This is a genomic window from Flavobacterium sp., from assembly GCF_035456225.1.
GTDB lineage: Bacteria > Bacteroidota > Bacteroidia > Flavobacteriales > Flavobacteriaceae > Flavobacterium.
Genome location: NZ_DATIDM010000009.1, coordinates 1 through 5,610 on the forward strand (window position 1 = coordinate 1; position 5,610 = coordinate 5,610).

Annotated in this window: 5 protein-coding genes; 4 read left to right on the top strand and 1 reads right to left on the bottom strand. The window is 37.0% G+C overall.

The genetic code is table 11. The features are described 5' to 3' along the window. Window positions 1-2,119 (bottom strand): TonB-dependent receptor (locus tag VLB74_RS00430; protein ID WP_325201500.1); only part of this gene is annotated, 2,119 nt, incomplete at its 3' end. A 322-nt stretch (window positions 2,120-2,441) separates the two neighbouring features. Between VLB74_RS00430 and VLB74_RS00435 the strand changes: the two genes are divergently transcribed. From VLB74_RS00435 to VLB74_RS00450, 4 genes are all read left to right on the top strand, one after another. Beyond that, on the top strand, window positions 2,442-3,587 hold the full coding sequence (locus VLB74_RS00435; protein ID WP_325201501.1) for a T9SS type A sorting domain-containing protein: 1,146 nt from the start codon (window positions 2,442-2,444) through the stop codon (window positions 3,585-3,587). Between the two features lie 81 nt (window positions 3,588-3,668). Further along, window positions 3,669-4,127, top strand: a complete 459-nt coding sequence (locus VLB74_RS00440; RefSeq protein ID WP_325201502.1) for a YciI family protein — start codon at window positions 3,669-3,671, stop codon at window positions 4,125-4,127. A gap of 2 nt (window positions 4,128-4,129) precedes the next feature. Beyond that, a complete protein-coding gene (locus VLB74_RS00445; RefSeq protein WP_325201503.1) occupies window positions 4,130-4,477 on the top strand; it encodes an MmcQ/YjbR family DNA-binding protein in 348 nt (115 codons plus the stop codon). A 94-nt stretch (window positions 4,478-4,571) separates the two neighbouring features. Beyond that, a partial coding sequence (locus tag VLB74_RS00450) for a chloride channel protein (protein ID WP_325201504.1) occupies window positions 4,572-5,610 on the top strand: 1,039 nt, incomplete at its 3' end.

Consider the following 5,610-nt stretch of genomic DNA (forward strand, 5'->3'; position numbering starts at 1 on the left):
TACTGATCGTCCAGAAGAATCCTATAAAGAAGAACCGGTCTGCCGGCTGCGTAATGGCCTGGCGTTGAAATACCCCTTCACTATCGGGTGAAAGTGCATAATCATATCCGAAAATATTATCCCTTCCCAACACATTGGATACGGAAAAATACAAAATTTTCTGGGGCGAAAGCAAATAAGCCCAACTCATACTCAAGCTATTGTAATCTTTAGCCTTTCCGTTCATAAATGCTGCTTCATTTGGATTATCATAAGGTCGCCCGGTTGCAAAACTGTTCGTGATACTCAACTGTGACTTCCAATCATCAATCCAATATTTAGTCACAACAGAAAGTGTGTGATTAGCCACAAAACTTGGTGTTACATTGCTTTCATAATTTCTGTAATCACGCTTGCTGTCGATGTAAGAATAGGAAACCCAATAATCAAGATTACGTATTGATTTGTTGTCCCTCCAAAAAACATCCAGTCCCTTTGCATATCCATAACCGTTGTTATTGAAATTACTGCCGAAAAGTGGCGTATATGTATCATATTTTACCAAATCGGAATAGTCTTTATAAAAAACCTCTGCTCGGAGTGTTTTTCCATTTGCCGAATACAAATAATTCAGAATGTAGTGTGATGTCTTTTCGTAATTGAAATCTGAATGGAATTTCAGGTAATTCTGAATCGGATTCTGATGAAAATCACCGTATGCTACAGAAACCTGTCCGTTCTTACTCGTTTTATAGGCCAATGAAATTCTGGGTTCAAGGCTGCTTTTGTCAATATAACTGCTGTTCAGGGCCCGAAGACCTAATTTAGCGGCCAGTTTTTTTGAAAAGAAAATATCCGTTTCGGCATAAACAGCTCCGATATTATTTCGATAACCGTAGTCAAATCCTCCCAATGTAACATCCTTGTAATTTTCGTCAAAATCGGTAATGAAGTAATCACTTCCGAAGGACAAATGAATTCTTTGCGTGAACTTTTTGATAAGTTTCAGTTTCATGTGGGATGCATTTTCCCTGTTTTTCAGATTGCTTCGGTCCACTTCATTTTTATTCTGATTATAACCGAAACTGATTCCGGTCTGAATCCCCCAACCCGATCCGAAATTCCCTTTATAGGAGGAATTCAGATAAAAATTATTGTTTTGGGTATCTACACCTATCGGTTCAGGAAAGTTAACATTCTCCTGATTCAGATTAAATGTTGTATAATCGAAAGCAGCGTATAATTTAAGTAAACCATTGTTAAAACCTTTTCGGAACACCGTTTCCCCCGACATCGACTGATAGGGTTTAATCCAATCCACATTTTGTTTTACCACTTTCTGATAAGGTTCTAAATTGATATAACTCAAATTGAACGTCAGGGAACTTTTTTCCCATTTCTGGGTATTGCTTGCTCCTAAACCGACTGTCATAAATGAAAAATTCGATTCTTCATTATCAACTTCATTGATAGTGTTCAACAACAACACACTTGATAAAGCATCACCAAACTCGGCCGAATATCCACCAGTTGAGAAAGTCATTCCGCTGAATAAAAAAGGAGAAAATCGCCCGCGGGTCGGAATATTGTTGGCAGAAGCATTATAAGGCTGTGCTACGCGAATCCCGTCTACATAGGTTTGTGTTTCATCTGCTTCTCCACCTCTTACAAACAAGCGACCACTTTCACCAACAATCTGTGCTCCCGGCAAGGTTTGCAATGCCCCGATGATATCCCCGGCTGCTCCCGCGGTGGTAACAATATCCAATGGTTTTAAGGCAGATGCTTTCGAATTATCACCAGCTTTAAAAGCTCCTGCTGAAATCACAACTGTATCGAGAGTATTTACACTTTCCTTAAGTTTAATAGCTAACGGAACATAGCTTTCGATTACAATCGGAACTTTCTGGGTTTCAAAATTCAAAAAAGTGATTACCAATACCTGATTGCCTTTCTCCGATGTCTCAAAAGAAAATTCCCCATTTGGGTCCGATGTTGCTCCGTCATATGCGCCCTCAATAAAAACATTCGCTCCAGCAACAGGTTTTCCTTTGTGATCCAACACTTTACCTGAAATGGTGGTCTGCGAGAACAGGCTCATACTGCATAAAACAAACAAAAAAGTAAAAAGGGTTTTCATCTATAAAATTTTAACAGGACAAATTTGCGTCAGAAAAAACGGAAAAACTAAAAAATAATTCCGAATTGTTGTTTTTAGTGGATGAATTGTTTTTAAACTATCACAAACATATGTCTAATCATCTGAAAAACAAGTAGTTATATCTTTATTTAATAACTTTGTAGTCATATTCCAATAGTTTTATTGGACATTTGACAATTGTCTTCTACACAAAGAATGAATTGTACACGACGGCTTACACGTTCTTAAAGAGCGCGCTATAAAATCATTCAAAACCTTCTGCCTTTCTATGCTTTATAAGTAGAAAATTAAAATTGCAACTATGAAAACTAATACTTTCTCGCAAATCCCCATAATAAATCTGTTTCGGTATATATTTCTTTCTTCAATAATATTAATGAGTTCAAATGCATTGTGCCAAAACGTTTATTCTACCCTTTTTGAGGAATGGGTTAATTCTAATTGGGGAAAATCCTATCAAACCATATATACTTATAACGGTGCCAATCATTTAATTCTAATTAGCGGATATCTATGGATAACACCTCCAGGTGAATGGCAAAATGAATCTCAAACTATTCATACCAATAACCCTGATGGAACAGTTTATCAGGGTGTCATACAAGTTTGGCACGCCGAAACCAGTACATGGTTAAACCTAATACGTTCCACTTACACTTACAACGCTTCCCAAAAAGTACTTACCACTACTACCGAACTGGCAACCGACACTTGGAGGAACTCAACTCTGGAGACCAATACCTATGATGGAAGTGGATATCTCATTTACTATTTGAGTCAAAATTGGGATAATATCAGTTCCTGGAAAAATGCCCTTCAAACCACTTATACCAACAATCCTTCCGGGAACGTAAATCAAAGCATCACTCAAGAATGGAGCCCAAGTGAAACATGGGTAAACAAAGAAAGAAGGACCTACACTTATACAGCAGCAAATAAAGTTCTCACTCAAATAAGTGAAAACTGGAACGGCAGTGCCTGGGTAAACTCTTACAAGATCACAGATACTTACAATGGTGCTGAATTATCAACCGTTACATTATATCAAATTTGGAATGGGTCAGTTTGGGTAGATAATATTAGATCACTAGTCACATATGATGGAAGCAATAACATCTACCAATCAGTTAACCAAAAATGGATTACCAACGCTTGGGTAAATGAATCGAGAATGACTTTTGGTTACACATTGGGGACAGAAGATTTTTCATTAGAAAAAAATCTATTATTATACCCTAATCCTTCATCTGAAAAGATAACCGTCAAAACAAACCAATATCAGGATAATCCAACATATTTCATAACCGATCAAACCGGAAGATTAATCAAAAAAGGACAGTTAAACGATATGGAAACCACTATAGATATAAGTCAGATGACAAGAGGCCTTTATTTCTTCAGAATTGATGATAACCATAAAAATTCCATTAAGTTGATCAAAAACTAGTTGAAAGCCATTCAAATCTGTGTATTTATTCATTCATAACTCATGAGTTTAGCTATCTTTGAAAGATTAAACGGTAATTTTATGAAAAAAATAATTTGTGCTTTGTCACTGATTTCGTTCATGAACGTGCTTTCAGCCCAGGATAACAAAACAACGTACGACGAAAAGCTGGCTAAAGAATTAGGCGCCGACGAACACGGCATGAAAACCTATGTGTTCTGCATTCTTAAAACAGGAACCAACACTACGGCTACCAAAGAAGAAAAAACGAAATACATGGAAGGCCATATGGCTAACATCAACCGTCTTGCAGATGAAGGAAAGTTAGTTGTCGCAGGACCATTTATGAAAAACGACCGTAATTACCGTGGCATCTACATTTTTAACTGCGCTACCGTGGAAGAAGCCCAAAAACTGGCGGAAACCGATCCTGCTGTAAAAGCAAAAATATTTGAAGTGGAACTAACGCCTTGGTATTGTAGCGCCGCTTTAATGGAAGTTCCTGAAATTCACGAAAAAATAGCTAAAAATAAATTCTGATTATGAATATTGAAGAATTACAGGAACTTTGCAAATCGTTACCATCGGTTACCGAAGACATCAAATGGGAAAGCGATTTGTGTTTTTGCGTTGGTACTAAAATGTTTTGTGTTGTGGGACTGAATCAATCCCCTACATCTGCTTCCTTTAAAGTTACTCCGGAAGAATTCGATGAACTTTCAATTAAAAAAGGATTCAAGCCCGCTCCTTATGTGGCGCGCTACAAATGGGTTTTAGTGGAAGACATTACAACTTTATCCGCTAAAGAATGGAAGTACTACATAACACAATCCTATACGCTGGTAAAAGATAAACTGCCCGCAAAAATCAAAAAAGAATTGAGTCTTTAATACCTGACTTCTTCGGTTGAATTAAACTTTAACGTTTCAAAAAGATTTTTTCATTAACTGTTAATTATTTTTGCGAAGCCGAATTCCCTAATCGATGAACAAAACCACACAACTGCGTAAAAACTACAAACGTATCAAATTCCAAAAATTGAGCATTGTTGCTGTACTAATTGGTTTTTTGTGTGCTTTCATGGCAGTTTCCTTAAAACATCTGACGGAACATTATGAAGAAATCCTTTTCCATAAAGCTTCTGTAAACTGGATTTTTTTTCTGGTTTTTCCGGTTTTTGGTTTGTCTGTGATTTATTTACTGCGCCAAAAACTATTCAAAAAGAAAGAGAACAAAGGAATTAAGGAAATCTTCGAAGCCAGGGATTCTTCTTCAAAAAAACTACCTGTTTATAAAGTTCCTTCTCATTTTTTTAATGGTTTACTAACTGTCGTTTTTGGCGGATCTACGGGGATTGAAGTATCTACCGTGGTAGCATCTGCAGCTATTGGTTCAGTGGCGCAGAAAAAAGAAAACATATTTAAAAGACATAAAACCGAACTCATTTGTGCCGGAATCGCAGCCGGAATCACCGCTTTGTTCAGCAGTCCGATTGCCGGAATTCTATTTTCTTTTGAAGTAATTTCCAAAAAAGTAACCAAAATATTTGCCTTGACAACCAGTTTGTCGGTAGCCGTTGCTTACAGTTTCATTTTGCTTTTGGATGAAAAACCGATTTTTGAAGTTTCTGTCACCAAGTGGCACCTGCATGCCTTCCCTTATTTTCTATTGCTTGGTGTTTTGGCGGGAATCAATTCGGTATACCTTACAAAATCGGTGATTTACATTAAATCAAAATTCGCCCAAATTGAAAAACATTCGTTTAAAATTCTGATTGGTTCAGCAATTATAAGTACGTCCTTGTTGATTTTACCACAATTGTATGGAGAAGGATATCACGCTATAAAGAATTTGTTGTCAAATTCAGATTCTATATTTTTAACTTCTTCGTTTCTACTTACGATGACGGGAGTTTTACTTCTCAAACCAATTATCACTTCGGTAACTTTGGCATCAGGAGGAGATGGAGGTGTTTTTGCTCCCAGCATGTTTCTCGGTGCTTTCCTTGGATTATTGACGGCAT

What these genes read in the sequence shown, in the direction of transcription:
- VLB74_RS00435 (WP_325201501.1), top strand. Translation starts at nt 2,442, where the DNA reads ATGAAAACTAATACTTTCTCGCAAATCCCCATAATAAATCTGTTTCGG.
- VLB74_RS00440 (WP_325201502.1), top strand. Translation starts at nt 3,669, where the DNA reads ATGAAAAAAATAATTTGTGCTTTGTCACTGATTTCGTTCATGAACGTG.
- VLB74_RS00445 (WP_325201503.1), top strand. Translation starts at nt 4,130, where the DNA reads ATGAATATTGAAGAATTACAGGAACTTTGCAAATCGTTACCATCGGTT.